This is a genomic window from Gluconacetobacter sp. (assembly GCF_047721585.1).
Taxonomy (GTDB): Bacteria; Pseudomonadota; Alphaproteobacteria; order Acetobacterales; family Acetobacteraceae; genus Gluconacetobacter; species Gluconacetobacter dulcium.
The window spans coordinates 90,529-113,070 of sequence record NZ_JBDNXE010000001.1; the positions used below are offsets into that span (position 1 = coordinate 90,529).

Genomic DNA, 22,542 nt, shown 5'->3' on the forward strand with positions numbered 1-22,542 from the left:
GATGACCCCACCCTCCGCACAGATCGACGACGAAGCGGCAAGCTGGGTCATCCGGCAGGATTCAGACGCCCTTTCTCCTTCCGAGGCGCAGCAACTGTCCGCCTGGCTCCACGCGGACACGGCCCACGCCGAAGCCTATGCCAGGGCCTGCAAAGCCTGGGGCGCCATGGGTGCCCCCGCCGTAACCCGCGCGCTCGCCCGCCAGCCAACCGCGCCGCCCGCTTCCGCCGCGTCCCCTTCCGCCCCATCCCCACCGTCACGCGCCGCCCGTCCGCCCCTGCGCCGCCGGTACCAGGCCATGGCGCTCGCGGCATGCGTCGTCCTGGGCGTCTCCTTGCAGGGCCAGTCCGTACTCATCTGGTGGCAGGCCAGCGCGCGCACGCCGGTCGGCGAAATCCGCACCATCACGCTGGCGGACGGCTCGCGCGTCCAACTGGACAGCGACAGCGCCATCGCGGTCGACGACACGCCCGGCCAGCGCCGCATCCGCCTGCTGAAGGGCGAGGCCGCCTTCACCGTCGCGGCCGCCCAGGGCACGACAACGGCCCTCGGCACCCGCTTCATCGTCAGGCGCGACGGCAGCCGGACCGACATCCTGGTCACGGAACATCGCGTCCACGTCGTCGCCCGGCACCAGGGCGGCCCTTCGGAGGAAGTGGTGCGCGAAGGCGAAGCCGCCACCTACGGCCCGGAAGGACTCTCGCCCCCTCATCAGGTGGATGTCGAAAGCGCGGCGGCCTGGACCCGCGATCGCCTGGTCTTCGTCGACCGCCCGCTCGGCGAGGTCATCGCCGAACTGTCCCGCTATCACCGGGGTTATATCCGCCTGGTCGGCACCGGGCTGCGCGACCTGCGCGTCAGCGGCTCCTTCGTGGCGACCGACCCGGTCGCCGCCATCGACACGCTGGGGCATTCAATGAACCTGCGCGTCACCAAACTCACCAACGCGCTGATTCTGATCAGAAAATAAAATAATCCAAAAAAATCCCGCACCGGCAGGTTCGCGTTTTCGCAGCCCAGGCGTCATCCAGATGAGAGGCATTTGCAACAAGCAACATGCCACCGCGTGATGTCCGATCCGAAGAGGCCAATCGAAAGCGATGTTCCCTACGACCATTGACCACCGGAAGGGCGGGCTCGGAAGCCTCGCGGCCTGCCTCCTGCTCGCCACCGCCTGCCTGCCTCCCGTCGCGGCGCATGCCGCCCCCGCCGCCCAGGCCGCAAGCCGTCAAAGCTACAATATCCCCGCCGGCCCACTTGCCATCGCCCTCAACCGTTTCAGCGAAACAAGCAATATCCAGCTTGTGTATGATGCGTCCCTGACGCGCAACCTGCCCTCGCCAGGCCTCAGGGGAACGATGACCCCCGCCGAGGCCCTGTCCCGCCTCCTCACCGGCAGCGGCCTGTCCTACAATTTCACCGATGGCCGAACGGTCGTTCTCGCCAGGGCTGGTTCGGCCATCACGCTCGGCCCCGTCCGGGTGGGCGGAACCGTCGCACGTCAGGACCCGACCGGCCCCGGTGTCGGCTACGTGGCCGAAAACACCATGGCAGGCACCAAGACCAACACGTCACTCATGGAGATTCCCAATTCCATCCATATCGTGACGAAACAGCAGATGCAGGACCAGCAGCCCCAGAACGTGCTCGAAGCCTTGCGCTACAGCACAGGCGTCTATTCCGAATCTTTCGGAAGTTTTTCGGTCGGCGCCGCGATGGGCGGAGGCGGAATCAAGCAGCGCGGCTTCGCGGCGAGCGAGTATGTCGACGGGCTGTTGAGCACATCCTATGCAGCAGGCGAGACGAGTTTTCTCGAACGGATCGAAGCCGTCAACGGTCCGGCATCGGTCATGTACGGCCAGAACGCCCCCGGCGGCCTGATCACGATGAGCCTGAAGAAACCAACCGCCACGCCGCTTCACCAGGTCAGTCTGGGCTTCGGCAACTGGAACCGGTACGAGGCAACCGTCGATGTCAGCGACAGGGTGACGAAATCGGGCAATGTCCGCTACCGCATCGCGGCGATCGGCAACACCCAGGACCAACAGACGGATTACGTGCATTACCAGCGGGTGGCCGTCCTGCCGTCGGTGACGTGGGATATAGACAGGGATACGTCCATGACCCTGATCGGTTCCTACAACTACACGCCCGACACCGGCACCAATCCCGGCGCGCAATATCCGCAGCGCGGCACCCTGATCACCGACGGCTACAGAAGAATCTCGCGCCACACATTCGCGGGTCTGCGAAATTTCAACGAACAGAGCGTCAAGGATGCCATGTTCGAATATCAGTTCCAGCACAGGTTCAGCCGATACCTGAATTTCAGCCAGATCCTGCGCTGGGAAAAAAGCATCAGCGACGACAGGGATTCCTACGACAACGGCAATGTCGATCTCTCCCGCCCAAACCTGCAATATTATCGGCCGGAGATCCGCGCCTACTCGTCGGAAGGTGTGGCGTTCGATACCCGGTTCGATGGTCGCTTCGACACCGGACCGGTCGCCCATACCTGGGTCGTCGGCTCCGATTTCCGACACTACGACAATCCGCAGAAGAACGTCATCGCGGCATCCGACGTGATCATCGACCTGTACGATCCGCAGGCCACGCATGTCACGCCATGCATGGACACCAGCCCGTCTTCCGGATGCCGCGTCCGAGGTTATGATGGCACCTGGAGCTATTTCCAGGAAGGTGTGTATTTCCAGGATCAGATGAAGTGGAAAAGACTGTCCGTCATTCTCGGCGGCCGCGAAGACTGGTTCAATTCCTCGACCAATTCATACAGCTATCTGGCCCGTTCACGAAGACAGACATCGATCTCCCAGGCAGCCTTCACCTGGCGCGCCGGGCTGGTCTACCAGTTCGATTTCGGCCTGGCCCCCTATTTCAGCTATGCCACGTCCTTCACGCCGCAGACCTCGACCGACTGGCAGGGGAAGCTTTTTCCGCCCTTGTCGGGAAAGCAACTCGAAGCCGGCATGAAATACAAGGTCCCCGGTCGCGACATCCTGCTGACGGCGGCCGCATACCGTATCGACGAAGACCATTACCTGATCAGCGATCTGATCCATACGGGCTATAGTGACGACGCGGGCCGCGTCCGCTCGCAGGGGTTCGAGCTCTCGGCAAATGCCAACGTGACAAAAGGCCTCCGGGTGATCGCGTCATACAGTTTCGCGGATGTTCGCTTCAACAAGAACAATCTCTTCGCCCGCAAGACCGATCCCTATACCGGCGCCTCTGGCGCCCTGACGGCGGAAGCCGGAAAATTCGTTCCGCAGATTCCCCGCAACATGTTTTCCGTGTTCGCCGATTACACAATTCCTTCGACGATCATGAAGGGCCTGGGGTTCAATTGGGGCCTGCGCTATGTCGGCTCCACCTACGCCACCAATGTCGAATCCTACAAGATTCCGTCGTATATTCTCTTCGACGTCGGCGCGCATTACGACCTCGGGGCTACGACCCCGCTGCTGCGTGGTCTCAAGGCCCAACTCGCCATGTCCAATCTGACAAACGCCTATTACGTCACGGCATGCGGAAACTTCAGTTGCTATCTCGGCCAGGGCCGGCGTGTTTATGGAAACCTGACCTACAATTGGTAACCATGTTGCTACCTCGAAGGTTCCCCGAAAATATGGGCCGCGCTCGGCAGAAGTTTCCCCGATAACGATAAAGGCCAGAAACGGCTCTCGCGCCATCCCGGCGGTACAGGCAAGGGCCTTGTCCGTGCCTGCCGGAATCGACGCGAGCAGTTCGTTGAGGCTCTTCCGCATCACAGGGCGACACAATCAGCAGAGGATGCGTGTCCGAAGGGGAGGGTTTGATGTCGCCGGCGTCAACAGGTCGCCCCGTATGCCCAGCGCATCCTGCAACCGCTCCTGCAAGCCGCCCAGGTCGAACCCAGCACCGGCATCCGCCGGATTCAAGATGGTCCGGCTCGATGGCGGGTGAAAATTCACGGGCACCGCATTATGCCCGCCCCGGCGTCAAACCGGCAGAGCGTCGCGGGCGCTACGACTCAAAAGTCTCTTCCCCATCATTGAATACATCCTCGATATGCAGCGCGAAGAAGCGGGCCAGCTTGAACGCCAGTGGCAGGCTGGGGTCATAGCGCCCGGCCTCGATGGCATTGATGGTCTGGCGCGACACGTTCAACGCGCTACCAAGAGCTTCCTGCGACAGGCCGCGCGCCGTGCGCAGGGCGCGGATGTTGTTGTTCATCGGTACCGCCGCGTGGCCACGGCCATCCCCAGCGACCACAGAACGGCCATGACGCCCCACACGAAAAACATCGAGACCTTCGCAAACCCGACGGTTTCCAGAAACCCGTACGAAAAGGTCACGATCGCGGTGCCGGCAAAGGCAAAGCCAAGCGCCTCGAACTGGATTCGGCGCTGCAATTCATCCATCCGGTGAAACTGCCGCACGATCACCCAGCACATCCCGCTACCGGGCACCATCGGGATCAGCGCCGCGATCGGCTTTCCGATGCCGGTCGCGATCCCGTCATTCAGCAGCAGCATCGAGAGCCTGATGGCCAGCACATACAGCCCAAGACAGACGCCAAGCTCGATCAGATACCGTCTTTTCGACTTCAACCGCGACATCAGGTCCCACATCAATCCCTCCTTATGTAAAGTATGCTTTACATTCCTATCGGCGGCCGGCTGGCGGTGTCAAGCACGCTTTACATCAGGCCGATCCCCGTTTCGTGACCAGCCGCCCCACCAGACGTGCTGGCATTTAATAGACGATCGGTCTAATAATGCCCCATGGACGCCACCGCACTCCCCCGTCGGCGCGGCCGCCCGCCCCGCGCACCAGACAGCCACGCGCAGACGCGCGAGCATCTGGTCCGCGCCGGTGTCGCGGCGCTGACCGAACAAGGCTTCACGGCCACCGGACTCGACGGCCTGCTGCGTGCGGCCGGCGTGCCGAAAGGCTCGTTCTATTATTATTTCGAGAGCAAGGAGGCATTCGGCCTGGAACTGATCGCCCGCTACGATGCTTATTTCACAGCCAAGCTGGAACATTGGCTGGGCGACGTCCAATTTCCCCCCATGCGGCGGCTGCGCCATTTCGTGGCCGACGCGGCCGCCGGCATGGCCCGGCACGATTTCCGGCGCGGCTGCCTCATCGGCAATCTGGGGCAGGAACTGGCGGTACTGCCCGACACCTATCGCCAGGCCCTCTCGGCAGTACTGGCGTCATGGGAAACCCGGCTGGCCACCTGCCTGGCCGATCAATACGGGCAGGACACCGCCCGCCACTACGCGGCCTTCTTCTGGACCGGCTGGGAAGGTGCGGTGCTGCGCGCCCGGCTGGAACGCTCACCCCGCCCGCTTCACCTGTTTCTGGATGGATTCGAGGCCATGGCCGGGCAGTGAGGCCCGGCCGGCCGAAAGGAGATCAGACGATGTTCGATGCCGCGATAATCGAAAAATCCGCCGACGGCGCACAGACGGTCCATGTCGGCCCGGTCGATGACGCCCGCCTGCCCGATGGCGACGTTACGGTGCGCGTCGAATGGTCGACGCTGAATTACAAGGACGCGCTGGCCATCACCGGTCGCGGCCCGATCGTGCGGCAATTCCCCATGGTCCCCGGCATCGACTTCGCAGGAGTGGTCGAAACCTCGTCCCGCGCCGACCTCCCGCCCGGCACGCGGGTGGTGCTGAACGGCTGGGGCGTGGGCGAGCGCTGGTGGGGCGGCCTGGCCGGCAGGGCGCGGGTCAAGGGCGAATGGCTGGTCAAACTGCCCGACGCATTCACCACGCGGCAGGCCATGGCCATCGGCACCGCCGGTTACACTGCCATGCTGTGCGTCATGGCGCTGGAACGGCAGGGCCTCACCCGCGCACACGGCCCGGTCGTGGTCACCGGGGCCGCCGGCGGGGTGGGCAGCGTCGCCGTCATGCTGCTGGCCCGGCTGGGCTACCACGTCGCCGCCGTCACCGGCCGACCGGAGGAGGAAGAGTATCTGCGCGGCCTCGGCGCGGCCGAAATCCTGCCGCGCGCCGATTTCTCCAGCCCCGGCCGCCCGCTGGAAAAGGCGCGCTGGGCCGGCGCGGTCGATGTCGCGGGCGGCGTGGTGCTGGCCAATATCTGCGCGGCGATGCTGCCCGAAGGCGTGGTGACGGCCTGCGGCCTCGCGGCGGGCATGGACTTTCCCGCCACGGTCGCCCCCTTCATCCTGCGCGGCGTCATGCTGGTGGGCATCGACAGCGTCATGTGCCCCCAGCCCCGCAGGCTGGAAGCCTGGCGCCGCCTGGCCGAACTGATCGACCCGGAGAAGCTGGAGGCGATGGTCAGTGAAATCGCGCTGGCTGACGTGCCGCAAACCGCAGCGGCGCTGCTCAATGGCGGGGTACGCGGCCGCGTCGTCGTCCACGTACCCTGATGCGCCCCTGATAGGCCCCTTGATGGGCTCCTGATAGGCCGATGGCGCGCCGTTACTCCGGCGCGCCGTCAAGCTGCGCGTGAAAGCGCGGTCCCGCAAACGTCGCCAGCAGCGCGATGGCGCAGCCCGCGCCCCCCACCACGATCATCAGCGCGGGCGCCAGGTCGCCGCCCAGGCCCAGCGCGATCCGGTGCTGGATCAGCCCGGTGCTGGCCGCGATCAGGTTCCCGCACTGATAGGCCACGCCGGGGAAGGTGGCGCGCACGTCGGAGGGCGAAAGTTCGTTCAGATACGCCGGCACCACGCCCCAGGCGCCCTGGATGCAGAACTGGATCAGCACCGCCCCCACGGCAATCCATAGCGGCGTGGCCGAAAGCGCCCACAGCGGCAGCAGCGGCAGCGCCAGCACCGCGGCCAGCGCAATGGCCCGCGCCCGCCCGATCCGCTCCGACAGCGCGCCGAAGCACAGCCCGCCCGCGATGGCGGCGAGGTTATACAGCACCACGATCACGGTAATGGTCGGGTGCGGCAAATGCCGTTGCAGGGCCAGGAAGATTTTCGGAAACAGGTCCTGCGACCCATGGCTGAAGAAGTTGAACGCCGCCATCAGGCACACGGCATACACCACCAGCCCCCGGTAACGCCGCAGCACCGACAGCATGGACGGCTTCGCCGCGCGCGGCATCCCGGCCATCCGCTGCTGGCTGGCCAGCCACACCGGGCTTTCCTTCACGTAAAGCGCGACATAGATCACCGAAAGCCCGGTCGATGCCCCCAGCACGAACAGCCCCTGCCACCCCAGCGCAGGCAGCAGCAGGAACATCAGCGACGCCAGCAGATAGCCCGCCGGATACCCGGCCTGGAGCAGCCCCGATGCCGTGCCGCGCCAGTGCGGCGGCACCGTCTCCATGGTCAGCGATGTCCCCACGCCCCATTCCCCGCCCAGCGCCACGCCGAACAGCAGCCGCAGCGCGAGAAAGATCGTCAGGTTCGGCGCGAAGGCCGACAGCAGTTCGATGGTCGAATAGGTCACGATCGTCGCCATCAGGATCGGGCGGCGGCCGTACCGGTCGGCGGCCCGGCCGAACAGATACGCCCCGACCGGCCGGCTGATCAGCGTCAGCGTCGGCGCCAGCAGGATCGCCTCCAGCGAGGTGGAGAAACTGTGGGCCACATTATCCAGCGTAAACAGCACGATGAAGAAATCGCAGGCATCCAGCGTCCAGCCCAGAAAGCACGCGGCGATAATGTGCCGGGCGTCGCTCGGGCTGCGCAGCGGCGGGGCCGCGCCGGTCGGGGGCAGGGGGGTCATCATCGGGACGGTTCCTTATTGCTTTTCTCCGTTCTAGCGGCAACTGGCCCCGATGGCAGGGGGGAACCGGCCCCGAAGGAAAAATGCCCGCTGCCCACCGTCCGGTCCCGATCGGCGAGGCGGCGAAAAGTTCGCATCACGAGTTCGCATTTCTCGCCGAACTGGCAGGATTCTTTCGAATCAATCACTTTATCGTGATAGTTGTTCCCTGGCCCTTCGCCGTCGTTAGATTTTTTCAGAGGCCCGATCGGGCGCCTTCCTTTCCTCCTGACCAAGAAGGGTACGCGGCATGCACCGTCACCAGCAGGAACAGGAGCCATCGGGTCCGATCCGCGTGCTCTCCGTGGCATCGGAAATGTACCCCTTCGTCAAGACGGGCGGACTGGGCGACGTGGTGGGCTCCCTGCCGGCGGCGCTGCACACCGAGGGCGTGCTGGTCACCACCCTGCTGCCCGGCTACCCGGCGGTGCTGGACGCGCTGGAAGGTCCGGTGCGCGTGGCCGAGATGTCGCCGCTGCCGGGGGTCGAAATCGCGTTGCTCGAAGGCTACGCGGCCGGCCATCGCCTGCTGGTCATCGACTGTCCCTCCCTGTTCCGGCGCAAGGGCAACCCCTACCTGGCGCCCGACGGCACCGACTGGCCCGATAACGGGTTGCGCTTCGCCTGCCTGTCCCGCGTCGCGGCCAGTCTCGCGCAGGGGCATGTGCCCGGCCGCCGGCCCGATCTGGTCATGACGCATGACTGGCAGGCCGGCCTTACGGGCGCCTATCTGCATTATGACGGCCAGCCGGCCGCCCCGGTGGTGCAGACCATCCACAATCTCGCCTTCCAGGGCCGCTTCCCGGCGGCGGATCTCGCACGGTTCGGCCTGCCGCCCCATGCGTTCTCGATCGACGGCGTGGAATGCTACGGCGCGGTCGGGTTCCTCAAGGCGGGCCTGCTCTTCGCCGAGCGCATCATCACGGTTTCGCCGACCTACGCGCGCGAAATCCAGTCCCCCGAATGGGGCATGGGGCTGGACGGCCTGCTGCGCAGCCGGGCGGACCGCCTGCGCGGCATTCTCAACGGCATCGACACCAACGACTGGAATCCCGAAACCGATCCATCGGTCCTCTTCCCCTACCAGGTGGGCGATCTGGCGGGCCGCCGGCCCAACAAGCGCGCCTTCCAGGCGGAATTCGGCCTGCGGCAGGACCCGAACGTCTTCCTGCTGGGTCTGGTCAGCCGCCTGACGGGCCAGAAGGGCGTGGATATCCTCGCCGATATCATCCCCCATATTCTCGACGACCAGACACAGCTCGTGGTGGTCGGCAGCGGCGAGGTCGGGATGGAGCGCGCCCTGGCCCGGCTGTCCCGCCAGTATCCCGACCGGCTGGCCTGCCATATCGGCTATAGCGAGCAGCTTGGCCACCGCATCCAGGCCTCGGCGGACGCCCTGCTGGTGCCCTCGCGCTTCGAACCGTGCGGCCTGACCCAGCTCTGCGCCGTGCGCTATGGCTGCGTGCCCATCGCCTCGCGCGTCGGCGGTCTGGCCGACACCATCATCGACGCCAACGAGGCCGCGATGGCCAGCGATGTCGCGACCGGATTCCTGTTCTCCCCGGTCGATGGCGAGACGCTGGCCGGTGCCATCCGCCGCGCCGCCACGCTGTACCGCCAGCCGGCGCGCTGGGCGGGCCTGCAACGCAACGGCGCGCGATACGATGTCTCGTGGGGGCGCAAGGCGCAGGAATATGCCCGGCTTTTCCGCCGCGTCCTCGGCCGCGCGGAAGTCGGCATGACCGAATTCGACCAGTCCTCGATGCGCCGCCGCCCGCCAATCGCCGGCCCGACCGGCCCGGCCCATTCCGCGCGCAATGCGCGGGCCAGCTACCAGGCGGCCCGGCGTGGGCGGGTCCGCGCCAACGATCCGTTCGGCCGCCCCGGCTGACGGCCCCGCGCCGTCCTCTACCCGGCATGACCGGCCGCCTGTCCGTGTGTTCGTCCGCCATTCTCCGCCTGCATCTCCTGCCCGCCGGAATCCCGCCTCATGAATGTTGCCTCGAACGAAAGTGCCTATTCCCTCCCGCCGGAAGCCGAAGACCTGCTGCGGGGCACCTGCCCCGACCCGTTCGCCATCCTCGGCCGCCAGCCGCACGGGCGGCTGGACATCGTGCGCGCCTTCTGCCCCGACGCGCGGGCGGTGCGTCTGGTGGTGCAACGCCCGCGCTCGGCCCCGATCGAGCGGGCGATGCGCCGGGTGGACGAACGCGGCCTGTATGTCGGCACCGTGCCCGCCGGCGCCCGCTACCGGCTCAAGATCGGCTGGGCCGACGGCTGGGAGGAAACCGAGGACCCGTATTCCTTCGGCCTGCTGCTGGGCGATCTCGACCTGCACCTGTTCGCGCGCGGCGACCATCGCGACCTGGACCGGGTGATGGGCGCCCAGCCGATGGTGATCGACGGCGTGGCCGGCGTGCGTTTCGCGGTCTGGGCGCCCAATGCCTTCCGCGTCTCGGTCATCGGCGATTTCAATGTCTGGGACGGCCGCCGCCACCCCATGCGCCTGCGCCACGCGGCGGGCATCTGGGAATTGTTCATCCCCCGCATCGGCCCCGGCGAGCGTTATAAATACGAAATCATCGACGCCGAACAGCGCCTGCTCCCCCCCAAGGCCGACCCCTACGCCCTGGCGGCCGAGCAACCCCCGGCCACCGCCTCCGTGGTGGCGGACACGTCCCCCTTCGCCTGGACCGACGAGGACTGGATGCAGGGCCGCGCCGGCCGACAGGCCCACACCGCCCCGCTGTCGATCTACGAGGTGCATCTGGCCTCCTGGCGCCGGCCAGAGGGCGACCCCCACGGCATCCTGCGCTGGGCGGACCTGGAACGGACACTGATCCCGTACGTCGTCGAGATGGGGTTCACCCATATCGAGCTGATGCCGGTCATGGAGCATCCGTTCGACGGATCATGGGGTTACCAGACATTGGGCTTGTACGCGCCGTCGGCCCGTTTCGGGGCGCCGCACCAGTTCGCCGCCTTCGTCGATGCCTGCCACCGCGCCGGCATCGGCGTCATCCTCGACTGGGTGCCGGCCCACTTCCCCGCCGACGTCCACGGCCTGGCCCATTTCGACGGCTCGTGCCTGTACGAGCACGCGGACCGGCGCGAGGGCTACCACCCCGACTGGCACACGCTGATCTACAATTTCGGCAGGAACGAGATCCGGGGCTTCCTCATCGGCAGCGCGCTCACCTGGCTGCGGCGCTACCATGTCGATGGGCTGCGGGTCGATGCCGTGGCCTCGATGCTCTACCGCGACTACAGCCGACGCGAGGGCGAATGGCTGGCCAACATCCATGGCGGCCGCGAGAATCTGGAGGCCGTCGCCTTCGTGCGCGACCTCAACGTGACCGTCGCCGAACTCTGCCCCCACACGCTCATGATCGCCGAGGAATCCACCGCCTGGCCCGGCGTAAGCTGGCCGGTGGCCGATGGCGGCCTGGGTTTTTCCTACAAATGGAACATGGGCTGGATGCACGACACCCTGGCCTATATGGGCCGCGACCCCATCTGGCGCCGCTACCATCATTCCGAAATCATGTTCGGTCTGCACTATGCTTTTTCGGAGCGTTTCATCCTGCCGCTGTCGCATGACGAGGTCGTGCACGGCAAGGGCTCGCTGCTGGAGCGCATGCCGGGCGACGACTGGCGCAAACATGCCGGCCTGCGCGCCTATTTCGCCTTCATGTGGGCGCATCCGGGCAAGAAACTGCTGTTCATGGGCGGCGAACTGGCCCAGCCGCACGAATGGCGGGCGGATGGCGAAATCGCGTGGTACCGGCTGGACCAGCCGGAGGGGCGGGGCATGCAGGCGCTGGTCCGCGACCTCAACCGCCTGCACCGCGCCATCCCGGCCCTCCACCGCGCCGACTGCACGCCCGACGGGTTCGACTGGCTGGTCGGGGACGATGTCGACAACGCGGTCTTCGCCTGGCTGCGCCGCGCGCCAGACGCCGCCCCGGTCCTGGTGGTATGCAACATGACGCCGGTGCCGCGCCCGGCCTACCGCGTGGGCGTGCCCGCTGGCGGCTACTGGCGCGAACTGCTCAATTCCGACGGTGGCGAATATGCGGGGTCAGGCATGGGCAATGGCGGCGGCGCGATGGCGGAACCCGAGCCCGCCCATGGCTGCGACCATTCCTGCGTCCTGGTCCTCCCCCCGCTCGCCGTCCTCTATCTCACGCCGGAGTGGGCCGCATGATGGTGTTCAAGGCCGGGCCTGAAGACGCAGGCCCACGCCCGCCCGCCGCCGGTGCCGGTTTCCAGACGGATTCCGCATCGTGATGCGCTTTCCCGCCCGCCTGACGCGCGGCGCCCCGGCGCCGCTGGGCGCCACATGGGACGGGCTGGGCGTCAATTTCGCGGTCTTCTCGGCCAACGCGCACCGGATCGACCTCTGCGTGTTCGATCACTCGGGCCGGCGCGAAGTCGCGCGGTTCGAACTGCCCGAGCGCACCGACGAAGTCTGGCACGGCTACCTGCCCGACGCCCGGCCCGGCATGCTCTACGGCTACCGCGCCTACGGCCCGTACGAACCGCTGCGCGGCCACCGCTTCAACCCGCACAAGCTGCTGGTCGATCCCTATGCCCGCGCGCTGCATGGCGCGCTGACGTGGTCGGACTCCCTGTTCGGCTACCGCGTCAACTCGCCGCGCGCCGACCTGTCGATCGACCGGCGCGACAGCGCGCCCGCGATGCCGAAAAGCGTCGTCACCAACGACGCCTTCAACTGGGGCGACGACCGGCTGCCGCGCGTGCCGTGGGAACGCACGGTGATCATGGAAGCCCATGTGCGTGGCCTGTCGATGCGGCGCAACGACCTGATGCCGGTCGAACGCGGCACCTTCCGCGCCCTGTCCGACCCGCGCCTGATCGATCACCTGCTGCGCATCGGCGTCACCACGCTGGAACTGATGCCGGTCCATTCCTTCGTCAAGGAGCGGTTCCTGGTCGAACGCGGGCTGACGAATTACTGGGGCTACAACACGCTGTCCTTCTTCGCCCCCCAGGCCGCCTATCTGGCCGAAGGCTCCCCGCACGAGATCCGCACCGCCATCCGCCGCCTGCACGCGGCCGGCATCGAGGTCATCCTCGATGTGGTCTACAACCATACGTGCGAGGGCAACGAACTCGGCCCGACCCTGTGCTATCGCGGCCTGGACAACGCCGTCTATTACCGCCTGGTGCCGGAGGACGAACGCCACCTGATCAACGATACCGGCTGCGGCAATACGCTGAACCTGTCGCACCCCCGCGTGTTGCAGATGGTCATGGATTCCCTGCGTCACTGGGCGGTCGATTTCCATATCGACGGGTTCCGCTTCGATCTGTGCTCCACCCTGGGGCGCGAGAGCTACGGGTTCGACCCGTTCAGCGGCTTCTTCGACGTGTTGCGCCAGGACCCGGTCCTGTCCACCCGCAAGCTGATCGCCGAACCGTGGGATCCTGGGCCGGGCGGCTACCAGCTCGGCAACCATCCGCCGGGCTTCGCGGAATGGAACGACCGCTATCGCGACACGCTGCGTCGCTTCTGGCGGGGCGACGCGCTGACGCGCGGCGACATGGCGGCCCGTCTCGCCGGCTCGGCCGACATCTTCGACCGATGCGGGCGACGGCCCTGGGCATCGGTCAATTTCGTCACGGCGCATGACGGCTTCACGCTGATGGATCTGGTCAGCTACGATCATAAACATAACGACGCCAACGGCGAGAATAACCAGGACGGCCATTCCGACAATCTCGGCCGCAACTGGGGGGTGGAAGGCCCGACCGACGATCCGGCGATCCTGGCGGTGCGCGACCGGGTGCGCCGCGCCATTCTGGCCACGCTGTTCTTCTCGCAGGGCACGCCCATGCTGCTGGCGGGCGACGAATTCGGCCAGAGCCAGAACGGCAACAACAACGCCTACTGCCAGGACAACGCCACGTCCTGGCTGGACTGGCCGCTGGCCGCCACACCGGCCGGACAGGCGATGACCGCCTATGTCGGCCAACTGGCCGCCCTGCGCGCCGCCCACGCCTCGGTGCGCGGCCGCGGCTACCTGTACGGCAAGCGCGAAACAGCGCCGGGCCTGCTCGACATCGCCTGGTACGACGCCGAGGGCCACCCCATGACCTCCGACGCCTGGAACGACGAACATGGAAGAATATTGGGGCTTTTCCGCTCCAGCACCGATGACGGCCCCACCGACAGCACCTATCTGATCATGAACACGGGCGACGAGGACCAGGACTGCATCCTGCCGCCGGTTTCGGGCGAATGGACGCTGCTGCTCGACAGTGCCGATCCCACGCGGACCGGCACCCGTTCGGACAGGCTGGCGCGCTGGACGGTCGGTGCCCACGCCGTGGCGCTGTTCGGCTTCACGCCGGATGGCCAGCATGCAAAGGGAACGGCCGATGCGTAAAACCCATGCGTTCTCGGGTCATTTCGGGGCGACCCTGCTCGCGCCGCAGCAGACGCGCTTCCGGTTCTGGGCACCGTCCTGCGCCAGCGTGTCGGTGGAAATCGAAGGCCATCCCCCGGTGCCGATGGCGCGCGATGCCGATGGCTGGTTCGAGGCCACGGCCCCCTGCGGCGCCGGCGCGCTCTACCGCTACCGGCTCAACCCGCATCTGGCGGTGCCCGACCCGGCCTCCCGCGCCCAGCCGCGCGACGTGTCGGGGCCAAGCCAGGTGGTCGATCCCCGCGCCTATGCGTGGCAGGACGACGACTGGCGCGGCCTGCCGTGGGAACAGGCGGTCATCTACGAAATCCATGTCGGCGCGGCCGGCGGGTTTCGCGGCGTGCGCGCGCAGCTTGCCCGGCTCAAGGCGCTGGGGATCACGGCGGTGGAACTGATGCCGCTGTCGGAATTTCCAGGCGGCCGCAACTGGGGGTATGACGGCGTGCTGCCCTACGCGCCGGAATCGTCCTACGGCACGCCGGAGGAGCTCAAGGCGCTGGTCGATCACGCCCACGCGCTGGGCATGATGATCTTTCTCGATGTCGTCTACAATCATTTCGGGCCGGAGGGAAATTTCCTTGCCGCCTACGCCGCTCCGTTCTTCCATGCCGGCCGGCCCACGCCGTGGGGCGACGCCATCGACTTCCGCCAGCCCGAAGTGCAGGCGTATTTCGCCGAAAATGCCTTGTACTGGCTCATGGAATACCGGTTCGACGGCCTGCGCTTCGATGCGGTGCAGGCGATCGGCGAGCGTGACTGGCTGGTGGACCTGGCGGCCCACGTCCGCGCGCGGGTCGAGCCCGGCCGCCATGTGCATCTGATCCTGGAGAACGAGAACAACGATTCCGGCCTGCTGCGCGCGGGCTTCGACGCCCAGTGGAACGATGACGGGCACAACGCCCTGCATGTGCTGCTGACGGGCGAGGACGAGGGCTATTACGCCAATTTCGCCACCGACCCCGCCGGGCGGCTGGCGCGGGTGCTGGCCGAGGGCTTCGCCTTCCAGGGCGAGATGTTCCCCACCCTCGGTCATCCGCGCGGCATGGAAACGGGCGGCCTGCCCGCCACCGCCTTCGTCCTGTTCCTGCAAAATCACGACCAGATCGGCAACCGCGCGCTGGGCGAGCGGCTGACGGTGCTGGCCGCCCCGCAGGCCCTGCGCGCCGCCTACGGCCTGCTGCTGCTGTCCCCGCAGATCCCGATGCTGTTCATGGGCGAGGAATGGGGCTCCCGCCGGCCGTTCCTGTATTTCACCAGCCATCCGCCGATCCTGGGCGACATCGTGCGCGACGGCCGCCGCCGCGAATTCGCGGCCTTCGCCCATTTCAGCGACCCGGCCCGGCGCGAGACGATCCCCAACCCCAACGACCCCGCCACTTTCGCCGCCTCGATCCCGCCGCCGGACGAGGCCGAAACGCCGGAAGGGCAGGACTGGCTGGCCTTCTTCGCCAGCCTGCTGCGCCTGCGCCATGCCCGCATCACGCCGCGCCTGCGCGGCGCGCAGGGGCTGGGGGCACGGGTCGTCGGGCCGGGCGCGGTGGCCGCGCGCTGGCGCATGGCCGACGGCGCGATCCTGTCGGTCGGCCTCAATCTGGGCGCGGACACGGTCGATCTGCCGGACTGGGTCGCCGGCCCGGTCCTGTTCCAGTACCCGCCCGCCGCCGGCACCGAAGCCCGGCTGCCGCGCCACGCCGTCACGATCCATCTGGCCGAGCCCGCCCATGGATGACCGGACCCTGCGCGCACGGGCTCGCAAGGCCGGGCTGGTCACGGTCTGGCAGGATGCCGCCGGCGCTTCGCATCGGGTCGGGCTCGATACGTTGCGCAGCCTGCTGCGCGTGCTCGAAGACGGCTCGATGCCCGAGGAAGACGCATTGCCGCCGATGATCGTGGGGCAGGTCGGGGTCGCCACCGTGCTGCCGCTGCGACCGCTGTCCCGCCAGACGGCGTTCCGGCTGGATTATGAGGATGGCGGCTCGCTCGAAGGCGAGGCCGGCCGCTCGCGCGACGGCCGCGTGCGGCTGCCCGCCATCGCGCGGGTCGGCTATCACCGTCTGGACATCGCGGGCCGGCGCGTCGTGCTGGCCATCGCGCCGGCCCGCTGCCGCACGGTGGCCGATGCGACGGAAGGCGCGCGCGGCTGGGGCCTGTCGGTGCAGATCCCCGGCCTGCGCGCGCGGCACGATGGCGGCATCGGCCATTTCGGCGCGCTGGCCGACCTGGCGCGGCAGGCGGCGGCGGCCGGGGCCGATGCGCTGGCCATCAGCCCGGTCCATGCCATGTTCAGCGCATGCCCCACGCAGTTCAGCCCCTATTCCCCGTCCAGCCGGCTGTTCCTGAACGTGCTGCTGGCCGATATGCGCAGTTGGTTTTCCACGCATGATATCGGGGCGATGATGCGCCGGCTGCGCATCGCGCCGCAGGCCACGCACGCGCTGGAAGAGGCCCCGCTGATCGACTGGCCGGCGGCGGCGGCGCTCCGGCTGCGCATGCTGCGCGGCCTGTATGACGAGCATATCCGCGATACCCCGCCGCCCGAACTGACGGCGTTCGTCGCCGCCCATGGCCCCGCGTTGCACCGTCACGCGGTGTTCGAGGCGCTTCAGGCGCATCAGCTCGGCCGTGGCCCGCGCGGCGGCAACTGGCGCGCGTGGCCCGCCCCCCTGCGCAACCCCGCCAGCCCCGAGGTCGCGCGCTTCGCGGCCGAGCGTCATCACGAGGTCGGTTTCCACCTGTTCCTGCAATGGCTGGCGGCGCGCAGCCTGCATGGCGCGGGCGAGGCCGCGCGCGCGGCGGGCATGCGCATCGGCCTGATCGCGGACCTGGCGGTGGGCACCGATCCGGGTGGCAGCCAGTGCTGGGCGAACCAGGACGATTTCCTGATCGGCGGGGGGGGGGGGGCCCCCCCCCCCCCCCCCCCCCCCCCGGGGGGGGGCGGGGGGGGGGGGGGGGGCGGGCCCCCCCCCCCCCCCCCCCCCCCCCCCCCCCCCGGGGGGGGGGCCGGGCCGCGGGGGGGCCCCGGTATGGGGGGGGGACCCTGTGCGGGCCGAAGGAGCATTTTTTCTTTTGCGGGGGGGGGGCGGGCGCGCCGCCCGCCCCGCTCGGCCCGCTGGGGCAGAACTGGGGGCTGACCACCTTCTCCCCCGCCGCGCTGCGCGCCCACGGCTACAGCGCCTTCATCGACACGCTGCGCGCGACGCTGACGCGCCAGGGCGGCATCCGCATCGACCATGTCATGGGGCTGGAGCGGCTGTGGGTCATCCCCGAGGGCGCCTCGGCCGCCGACGGCGCCTATCTGTCCTTTCCGGGCCGCGACCTGATGCGGCTGGTGGCGCTGGAATCGCACCGGCACGACGCGGTGGTGATCGGCGAGGACCTGGGCACCGTGCCCGCGGGCTTCCGCACCCGTGCCGCGCAGCGTTCCATCATGGGCATGAACGTGCTGTGGTTCCAGCGCGACGCTCAGGGCATGTTCCTGCCGCCGGATCAATGGGGAACGAACGACGTGGCCATGACGACGACGCACGACCTGCCGACGGTCGCCGGCTGGTGGCAGGCCACCGATATCGGCTGGCGCAAGACCCTGCGCCAGTTGCCGCGCGGCACCCGCGCCGAAGACGCGCTGGCCGCCCGCGCGCATGACCGCGCGGCCCTGTGGGCGGCGCTGCACCCGCCCGAGGCGCCAGAACTTCCCCCGGTCACGCCCGACGGCGCGGCCCAGGTGGTCGATGCGGCCACCCGCTTCGTCGGCGCGGCCGCGTCGCCGCTGGCCATCCTGCCGCTGGAAGACGCGCTGGGCCTGCCCGAGCAGCCCAACCTGCCCGGCACCGTCTCCGGCCATCCCAACTGGCAGCAGCGTTATCCGCCCGGCCCGCCGCTGCTGGCCCGGCCGGACGCCGCCCGCCGGCTGGACCTGCTGCGCACGGCACGGAGCCCGGCATGACAGGTGTCCGCGCAACGGTCCGCCTGCAATTCCACGCCGGCTTCACGCTCGACGACGCTGTGAAGCTGGTCGATTATTTCGCCGACCTGGGCATCAGCCATCTCTACGCCTCGCCGCTGCTGGCCGCCCGTCCGGGCTCGACCCACGGCTATGACACGCTCGATTACAGCCGTATCAACCCCGAACTGGGCGGCCGCGAAGCCCTGGCCCGGCTGGTGGCCCGATTGCGCGCGCGCGGCATGGGCCTGATCCTCGATATCGTACCCAACCACATGGCGGTCGGCGGCAGCGGCAATGCGTGGTGGGAGGACGTTCTGGCGTGGGGCCAGGCCAGCCGGTGCGCGCATATGTTCGACATCGACTGGAACCCGCCGGACGAGCGCCTGCGCGGCCGCGTCCTGCTGCCGTTCCTGGCCGAGCCCTATGGCGACTGCCTGGAAAACGGCACGCTGCGCCTGCGCCACGACGCGGCCGACGGCTCGTTCGCCTGCTGGCATTACGAGCATCGCTTCCCGATCTGCCCGGATCATTATGCCGACCTGTTCGCGGACGCCGACGGATCGCCGGACGCCGTCCTGGCGCGCATGGCGCCCGACAGCCCGGAGGGCCGGGCGCGCCTGCACGCGCTGCTGGAGCGTCAGCATTACCGGCTGGCCTGGTGGCGCACGGCCTCCGACCTGATCAACTGGCGCCGCTTCTTCGACATCACCACGCTGGCCGGCCTCAGCGTCGAACATCCCGACGTGTTCGACGCCGTGCATCGTACCGTCATCGACCTGTATGAAGACGGGCTGATCGACGGCGTGAGGGTGGACCACATCGACGGCCTCACCGACCCCCATGCCTACACCTCTCGCCTGCATCGCGCCTTGTCCGCCGCTGCCCCACGCCGCCCTCCCGAGGCCCCATCAAATACCCCCCTCTATGTGGAGAAGATTCTGGCGGCGGACGAAGCCCTGCCCGCCGACTGGCCGATCGACGGCACCACCGGCTACGACTTTCTGGAACAGGTCGACCTGCTGCTCCACGACCAGCGCGGCGCCGATGCGCTGGACGATCTGTGGGTCTGGGGCGCCGGCGGCGCCACCAGTTTCCGCGAGGAAGAACAGGCGGCACGCGAGGTGGTGCTGAACGACACCCTGGCCGCCGATCTCGCCCGCCTGGTCCACGTCCTGTCCGGCCTCGCCCGCCGCGACCCGCGCGCCCGCGACTTCACGCCGCCCGCCTTGGACCGTGTGCTGCGCCAGATCCTGATCCGCTTTCCCGTCTACCGGACCTATGACGAAGACAGCGCGGTCCTGCACACCGTCTGCCAGACCGTGCGCCCCACGCTGGTGCCGGCACAGCAGCCGGTTCTGGACTGGCTGGAGCGTCAACTCGGCCCCGGCGGCCCCGCCGAAGCCATCGCCTGCTTCGTGCATCTGACAGCCCCACTGGCCGCAAAATCGGTAGAAGATACAGGATTCTACCGCTATGGCCGCCTGCTGTCGCGCAACGATGTCGGCACGCATCCCGGCCATTTCGGCGGCACGGTCGCCGCCTTTCACGCCGCCAATATCGCGCGTCAGCGCGACTGGCCCCGCGCCATGCTCGCCACCGCCACCCACGACCATAAACGCGGCGAGGACGCCCGCGCCCGCATCGCGGTGCTGTCCGAACTGGCGCAGGAATGGGTGCGCGTCGCCACCCGCTGGAGCGAGTTCAATGCGCCCTTGCGCCACCGTGTCGCCACCCGGTCCGGCCCCTGCACGGCACCCGACCGCGCCGACGAACTGATCCTCTACCAGACCCTGCTGGGCGCCTGGCCGATCGGCGACAGCCCGCTCGAACACAGGATCACCCCGGACTTCCACGACCGCATAGCCGCCTGGCAGGTCAAGGCGCTCCGCGAGGCCAAGCGTCACACAAGCTGGATCGACCCGGAACCCGCCTACGAGGAGGCTTGCGGCGCCTACCTCGCCGCCCTGCTGTCCGCCCACCCCGAAAACCGCTTCCCCTGGATGGTCGATGCGTTCGCCAACCAGATCGCCCCCGCCGGCGCCCTCAACGGGCTGGCGCAGACGCTGCTGCGCCTGACCAGCCCCGGCGTGCCAGATCTCTACCAGGGCTGCGAGTTCTGGGATTTCAGCCTGGTCGATCCCGACAACCGCCGCCCGGTGGATTTCCCGGCCCGCATGGCGGCCCTGGCCGAAAGCGCGGATGTCGGGTCGCTGCTGCCGCACTGGCGCGACGGCAGAGTAAAACAGACGCTGATCGCGGCCGTACTGCGGTTCCGGGCCACTTATCCGGCCCTGTTTGCCGATGGCGCGTACCGTCCGGTCCGGGTCGCGGGCACGCGGCGGCAGCATCTGCTCGCCTTCACCCGCGTGACGGAAGGTACCACGATGCTGGTGGTCGCGCCGCGCCTGTCCGCTGCCCTGATGCCGGACCCGGCCAACCTGTCCTGCCCGGCGATGCTGTGGCGCGGCACGACGCTGGACTGGGACGATGCCCCCGCCGGGCCGTGGCGCTCGCTGCTCCACCCGGACCGCATCATCGACCGTGCGGCGATGCTGGACCTCGCCATGCTGGCCGGCGGAGCGCCGCTGGATGTGCTGGTATCCGGCTGAACGCCCGATGGCGGCAGTTCGGCCATCCTGCGGATATCGCACGGAAAGGCCGCTCCGTGCATGGGGCACGGTTCCCCTTTCAAAATAACTTCACTGTTTCTGGACCGGACTTTCCGCTGAGTGTCGCGCTGTCACAGCACTTTTTGGCCAAGGGGGGGAAGCCTTGTCGGAGACAACCATACCGCGCAGTCATTTTCTGCGTCCTAGAATGGAGAGTGGGGGAACCCCCGCGTTCAGGATATTCTTCCTGGCCGTGCTGGCGTGCGCGCTGGGTTTCGTCGGCTACAGCGTCCTGGCCGACGTGCGGGCGGCAGGCGGGAACGGACTGGCGATCGGGGCCTTCGCCCTGCTGGCGCTGGCGCTGCTGATCGCGCTGGGCTTCGAATTCGTCAACGGCTTCCATGACACGGCCAACGCGGTCGCGACCGTGATCTACACCAACAGCATGCCGCCCATGGTGGCTGTCGTATGGTCGGGCGTGTGGAACCTTCTGGGCGTGCTGGTCTCATCCGGTGCCGTCGCCTACAGCGTGGTCACGCTGCTGCCGGTCGAACTCATCCTCCAGGTCGGCAGCGGCGCGGGATATGCGATGATCTTCGCGCTCCTGATCGCCGCGATCGTATGGAACCTCGCGACCTGGGCGATGGGGGTACCCAACAGTTCCTCGCACGCCCTGATCGGCTCGATCATGGGGGTGGGCATCGCCAACCAGTTGATGGCGCCCGCCGGGGCCGCCACCTACGGCGTCGACTGGTCGCAAGTGTCCAAGGTTTTCAGTGCGTTGCTGTTCAGTCCGCTCTGCGGCTTCATACTGTCCATGGCGCTGTTCTGGCTGTTCCGCGTCCTCGTGCGCAACCGAACGCTGTTCGAGACCCCCGAAGGCCACAAGCCGCCCCCATTGTGGATTCGCGGCCTGCTGATCGGCACCTGCACCGGCGTTTCCTATTTCCACGGCGGCAATGACGGGCAGAAGGGCATGGGCCTGATCATGCTCATCCTGATCGGCGCCGCACCCACCGCCTACGCCCTCAACCGCGCGATGCCGGAAGCCGCAATGCCGGCTTTCGTCCAGTCGGCCGGTGACGCCGCGGGCATCTTCCGCCATCACATGGCGGGCACCGATGTCGATGATGTCGCGGCGGCCCGCGCGCGGGTAACGGCGGCACTGCGCGACCGGGCGGTTGCGGATGGACAGGTCTATGGCGCGCTGGCCGTGCTCTCCGACGATATCGCGAATTCGGTCAAGGGCTACCGCACCCTCAACGCCATCCCCGCCGCACAGGTGCCGAACGTCCGCACCGACATGTATCTGGTGTCGGATGCGATCCGCGTGCTGGGCAAGACCAACGCCTTCGCAGGGGCCGAGGCCGCCGGTCTGAAGGGCTTCATGGGGCAGCTCAACGCGGGCACGCGCTTCATCCCCACATGGGTCAAGGTGGCGGTCGCGGTAGCACTGGGCCTGGGCACGATGGTCGGCTGGAAGCGTATCGTCGTCACCGTGGGCGAAAAGATCGGCAAGACGCATCTGAACTACGCGCAGGGTGCCTCGGCGGAACTGGTCGCGATGGGGACGATCGGCCTGGCCGAGGGCTATGGTCTACCGGTCTCCACCACCCATATCCTTTCCAGCGGCGTGGCGGGCACCATGGCGGCGGCGGGCTCGGGCTTGCAATGGCGGACGCTGCGCACCATGGCCATGGCCTGGGTGATCACCCTGCCTGCCGCTATGTTGATCAGCGGCGTACTCTTCTTTATTCTGAGACATGTCTTCTGAT

General features: G+C 67.9%; 15 protein-coding genes. 12 read left to right on the top strand and 3 right to left on the bottom strand.

All coding sequences use genetic code 11. The features are described from left to right. Window position 1 precedes the first annotated feature (1 nt). Complete coding sequence (locus ABF821_RS00415) at window positions 2-970, top strand: FecR family protein (RefSeq protein ID WP_415528646.1); 969 nt, start codon at window positions 2-4, stop codon at window positions 968-970. A gap of 130 nt (window positions 971-1,100) precedes the next feature. After that, window positions 1,101-3,614, top strand: a complete 2,514-nt coding sequence (locus ABF821_RS00420) for a TonB-dependent siderophore receptor (RefSeq protein WP_415528647.1) — start codon at window positions 1,101-1,103, stop codon at window positions 3,612-3,614. A gap of 409 nt (window positions 3,615-4,023) precedes the next feature. Here the strand turns inward: ABF821_RS00420 and ABF821_RS00425 are convergent, their stop codons facing one another. Next, window positions 4,024-4,233 (bottom strand): helix-turn-helix transcriptional regulator, encoded by a 210-nt coding sequence (locus tag ABF821_RS00425; RefSeq protein WP_415528648.1) that lies wholly within the window; start codon window positions 4,231-4,233, stop codon window positions 4,024-4,026. Beyond that, on the bottom strand, window positions 4,230-4,631 hold the full coding sequence (locus tag ABF821_RS00430; RefSeq protein WP_415528649.1) for a hypothetical protein: 402 nt from the start codon (window positions 4,629-4,631) through the stop codon (window positions 4,230-4,232). Before ABF821_RS00430 ends, ABF821_RS00425 begins: the two co-directional genes overlap by 4 nt. 153 nt (window positions 4,632-4,784) lie before the next feature. Here ABF821_RS00430 and ABF821_RS00435 point away from each other — a divergent pair, with 153 nt between their 5' ends. Both ABF821_RS00435 and ABF821_RS00440 read left to right on the top strand, forming a co-directional pair. Continuing rightward, on the top strand, window positions 4,785-5,399 hold the full coding sequence (locus tag ABF821_RS00435) for a TetR family transcriptional regulator C-terminal domain-containing protein (protein ID WP_415528650.1): 615 nt from the start codon (window positions 4,785-4,787) through the stop codon (window positions 5,397-5,399). 29 nt (window positions 5,400-5,428) lie between these two features. Continuing rightward, window positions 5,429-6,412, top strand: a complete 984-nt coding sequence (locus ABF821_RS00440) for an MDR family oxidoreductase (protein WP_415528651.1) — start codon at window positions 5,429-5,431, stop codon at window positions 6,410-6,412. Between the two features lie 52 nt (window positions 6,413-6,464). On the opposite strand, the gene ABF821_RS00445 is transcribed toward ABF821_RS00440, so the two are convergent. Then, window positions 6,465-7,724, bottom strand: a complete 1,260-nt coding sequence (locus tag ABF821_RS00445; protein WP_415528673.1) for an MFS transporter — start codon at window positions 7,722-7,724, stop codon at window positions 6,465-6,467. A gap of 289 nt (window positions 7,725-8,013) precedes the next feature. Here ABF821_RS00445 and glgA point away from each other — a divergent pair, with 289 nt between their 5' ends. The 8 genes from glgA to ABF821_RS00485 all read left to right on the top strand — a co-directional run bounded on the left by glgA (window position 8,014) and on the right by ABF821_RS00485 (window position 22,541). Next, window positions 8,014-9,654, top strand: a complete 1,641-nt coding sequence (gene glgA, locus ABF821_RS00450) for a glycogen synthase GlgA (RefSeq protein ID WP_415528652.1) — start codon at window positions 8,014-8,016, stop codon at window positions 9,652-9,654. Window positions 9,655-9,753: 99 nt separating this feature from the next. Then, window positions 9,754-11,970 carry a 1,4-alpha-glucan branching protein GlgB gene (gene glgB / locus ABF821_RS00455; protein WP_415528653.1) on the top strand — a complete coding sequence of 739 codons (2,217 nt, stop codon included), beginning with the start codon at window positions 9,754-9,756 and terminating at the stop codon, window positions 11,968-11,970. 79 nt (window positions 11,971-12,049) lie between these two features. Next, window positions 12,050-14,176 carry a glycogen debranching protein GlgX gene (gene glgX, locus ABF821_RS00460; protein ID WP_415528654.1) on the top strand — a complete coding sequence of 709 codons (2,127 nt, stop codon included), beginning with the start codon at window positions 12,050-12,052 and terminating at the stop codon, window positions 14,174-14,176. After that, window positions 14,169-15,944: a malto-oligosyltrehalose trehalohydrolase gene (treZ, locus tag ABF821_RS00465; RefSeq protein ID WP_415528655.1), complete on the top strand. Its 1,776-nt coding sequence runs from the start codon at window positions 14,169-14,171 to the stop codon at window positions 15,942-15,944. The genes glgX and treZ overlap by 8 nt, the downstream gene beginning before the upstream one ends. Beyond that, window positions 15,937-17,346, top strand: a complete 1,410-nt coding sequence (locus ABF821_RS00470) for a 4-alpha-glucanotransferase (RefSeq protein WP_415528656.1) — start codon at window positions 15,937-15,939, stop codon at window positions 17,344-17,346. Before treZ ends, ABF821_RS00470 begins: the two co-directional genes overlap by 8 nt. Continuing rightward, complete coding sequence (locus ABF821_RS00475; RefSeq protein WP_415528674.1) at window positions 17,343-18,158, top strand: 4-alpha-glucanotransferase; 816 nt, start codon at window positions 17,343-17,345, stop codon at window positions 18,156-18,158. The genes ABF821_RS00470 and ABF821_RS00475 overlap by 4 nt, the downstream gene beginning before the upstream one ends. Beyond that, window positions 18,155-20,767, top strand: coding sequence for a malto-oligosyltrehalose synthase (treY, locus tag ABF821_RS00480; protein ID WP_415528657.1), 2,613 nt, complete (start codon window positions 18,155-18,157; stop codon window positions 20,765-20,767). Before ABF821_RS00475 ends, treY begins: the two co-directional genes overlap by 4 nt. Window positions 20,768-20,930: 163 nt before the next feature. Further along, window positions 20,931-22,541, top strand: a complete 1,611-nt coding sequence (locus ABF821_RS00485; protein WP_415528658.1) for an inorganic phosphate transporter — start codon at window positions 20,931-20,933, stop codon at window positions 22,539-22,541. Window position 22,542: the final 1 nt, after the last annotated feature.

What these genes read in the sequence shown, in the direction of transcription:
- ABF821_RS00435 (WP_415528650.1), top strand. Translation starts at nt 4,785, where the DNA reads ATGGACGCCACCGCACTCCCCCGTCGGCGCGGCCGCCCGCCCCGCGCA.
- glgB (WP_415528653.1), top strand. Translation starts at nt 9,754, where the DNA reads ATGAATGTTGCCTCGAACGAAAGTGCCTATTCCCTCCCGCCGGAAGCC.
- treZ (WP_415528655.1), top strand. Translation starts at nt 14,169, where the DNA reads ATGCGTAAAACCCATGCGTTCTCGGGTCATTTCGGGGCGACCCTGCTC.
- ABF821_RS00445 (WP_415528673.1), bottom strand. Translation starts at nt 7,724, where the DNA reads ATGACCCCCCTGCCCCCGACCGGCGCGGCCCCGCCGCTGCGCAGCCCG.
- ABF821_RS00470 (WP_415528656.1), top strand. Translation starts at nt 15,937, where the DNA reads ATGGATGACCGGACCCTGCGCGCACGGGCTCGCAAGGCCGGGCTGGTC.
- ABF821_RS00430 (WP_415528649.1), bottom strand. Translation starts at nt 4,631, where the DNA reads ATGTGGGACCTGATGTCGCGGTTGAAGTCGAAAAGACGGTATCTGATC.
- ABF821_RS00415 (WP_415528646.1), top strand. Translation starts at nt 2, where the DNA reads ATGACCCCACCCTCCGCACAGATCGACGACGAAGCGGCAAGCTGGGTC.
- ABF821_RS00440 (WP_415528651.1), top strand. Translation starts at nt 5,429, where the DNA reads ATGTTCGATGCCGCGATAATCGAAAAATCCGCCGACGGCGCACAGACG.
- ABF821_RS00425 (WP_415528648.1), bottom strand. Translation starts at nt 4,233, where the DNA reads ATGAACAACAACATCCGCGCCCTGCGCACGGCGCGCGGCCTGTCGCAG.
- ABF821_RS00420 (WP_415528647.1), top strand. Translation starts at nt 1,101, where the DNA reads ATGTTCCCTACGACCATTGACCACCGGAAGGGCGGGCTCGGAAGCCTC.
- treY (WP_415528657.1), top strand. Translation starts at nt 18,155, where the DNA reads ATGACAGGTGTCCGCGCAACGGTCCGCCTGCAATTCCACGCCGGCTTC.
- glgA (WP_415528652.1), top strand. Translation starts at nt 8,014, where the DNA reads ATGCACCGTCACCAGCAGGAACAGGAGCCATCGGGTCCGATCCGCGTG.